This window comes from Anaerolineae bacterium (assembly GCA_014360855.1).
Classification (GTDB): Bacteria; Chloroflexota; Anaerolineae; order JACIWP01; family JACIWP01; genus JACIWP01.
This window is the reverse complement of the sequence record JACIWP010000404.1, coordinates 1-1,848: the sequence shown is the minus strand read 5'-3', so window position 1 is coordinate 1,848 and position 1,848 is coordinate 1. Positions and strand designations below refer to the sequence as shown.

General features: G+C 64.2%; 2 protein-coding genes. Both read right to left on the bottom strand.

Annotated elements, in window-relative coordinates; all coding sequences use genetic code 11:
• Nucleotides 1-332, bottom strand: a 332-nt coding sequence (locus H5T60_14520; GenBank protein ID MBC7243645.1) for a hypothetical protein, incomplete at its 3' end; no start/stop codon positions are given.
• A 156-nt stretch (nucleotides 333-488) separates the two neighbouring features.
• Nucleotides 489-1,811 carry a cellulase family glycosylhydrolase gene (locus tag H5T60_14515; protein MBC7243644.1) on the bottom strand — a complete coding sequence of 441 codons (1,323 nt, stop codon included), beginning with the start codon at nucleotides 1,809-1,811 and terminating at the stop codon, nucleotides 489-491.
• Between the last annotated feature and the right edge of the window lie 37 nt (nucleotides 1,812-1,848).

Genomic DNA, 1,848 nt, shown 5'->3' with positions numbered 1-1,848 from the left:
ATCCACTGCCGGCACTGGCCCGATAGGAGTGCGTGGATGAGGGGATGGTCGGTATCGATGGGAAGATGCTGGAGCACGGTCAGGGAACCCCGCAGGCCGGCCTGGCTGTGGAGCACCAGCTCATCCTGTCGGGGGGAGAGCAGGAAAAGCGCAATGCCGTCGAGCGCATAAGAGTCGGCGAGAAAGGACAGCACCGCCGGGAGGCGGGTTTCGAAGGTGGCCGGCGGGAAGAAGCGGTCCTGCAGTTCCACCAGCAGGCGCAGTTCCTCAAAGGTCAGGGGAAAATCCTGTCTGTGTGCGAATGTGTCGTTGCGGAAATCCCGCAGGGCCACGCGTCCAATTCCTTGCCGTAACTGCCGTGCATGCCGGTATTTGTACACGCAATTCCCTCGCGCTGCCTTATGATAGCATAGCTATGCTGGTATGTCAAACAGTATCGTTAATTTAGGCAGAAGGGCCGGCATTCGCGCAATACGCGCTGGGGACAGTCAGTATAGAAGGATCAGGGGGTGAGAGTCAACCTGGATCGTTATATCTTCACCAGGGGAAGCAGTGCCGCCCGATCCATCAGCGTGAACTTCTGCCCCTTCCCCGTTGGAGCGATATACCATGGCGCGGGGGGCGGATATGCGCAGGGGTACCACTGGCCCCTCCCCATTCCGCCACGCGATCACCAGGTGGGTGAAACCCTCCCCCTTATAGTCAAACTCATATGCCTCCAGCGGGCCGGCCGCCGGCACGCTCAGCTCTCCCCGGAAATAGGCGCGCGATAGATGTTGTGCCAGGAGCTGAAAGGTGCGGTAGGCCGGCTTGGGCGCGCCGCCGGCGTCCACCAGGCCATATAATCGCACATCGTCTGGGCGGTCCTGCAGTTTGTGCCATACGGCGGCCGGCAAGCCGGCCCAGGCGGCGCGTGCATAGGAGCGCACCATCTCATCGGCGGTCTTCTGGTCCGAATACCCTTCGGCCGCGGGGCCGGCGGTGGGCTGTCCTACCTCACTGCATATGATGGGCTTCTCCGCCCCTGCCTTCGTCAAAATGCCCTGAAGATAGGCGGCCTTCCCCTGGATGCCGCGCCCGAACCGGTCCCAGCGGTAGGAAAATGCGGGGTAGTAATGAAAGTTGGCCCAGTCGAAATAGGCGCCGGCGCCGGCGTCCAGCACCTGCTCGAGGAAATGCACGTTGAAGGGATTACCCTCGATCTGTTCCAGCGCCAGGCCGCCAAATATGACCACGGCCTCCGGGTTGGCCTTTTTGATGGCCGGGTAGGCCTGGCGCAGGAGTTCGGCATAGGCGGCCGGCGCGTTCCCCCAGCATCCTCCTTGGGCGCCGTAGGTCTCGGCATCGGTGTTGTCCGGCTCGTTATACAGCTCCCAGTGCTGGACCTGGTAGGGGGCTTGGCGGTAGCGGGAGACAGCCTCTTCCAGAAAGCGCAGGAAGGCTTCCTGGCCGGCGGCGTTCAGCGGGCCGCAGGGCGTGTCTGCGGCCCAGGTCGGATTGTCGCGCACGGTCAGGATGATCTGAAAGCCATGTTGGCGCAGGGCGCTGAGGAGCTTGTCGTATGTGCCGAAGCGGTAGGCCGGCGGGTTCGCCCGACGGGGTTCGATGGTTCGCCAGCGCAGAGGGACCCGGGCCCAGCGGGCACCGGTGCCGACAGCCAGCTCGACCTGGCCCTCATCGCGCTCAGAGGTAAGCTCAATGCCCAGCACTGCGCCGGCGGGTACCGAGGGAGGGGTAGGGGATGCGGCGGCCGGCGCGGGTGGTGCTGGGCGAGGCGCGCAGGCGGACAGCAGAAAAAGGACGCATGTCATCCATACGGCGGCCCCGATGAGCCTGCCGGCCGGCGCT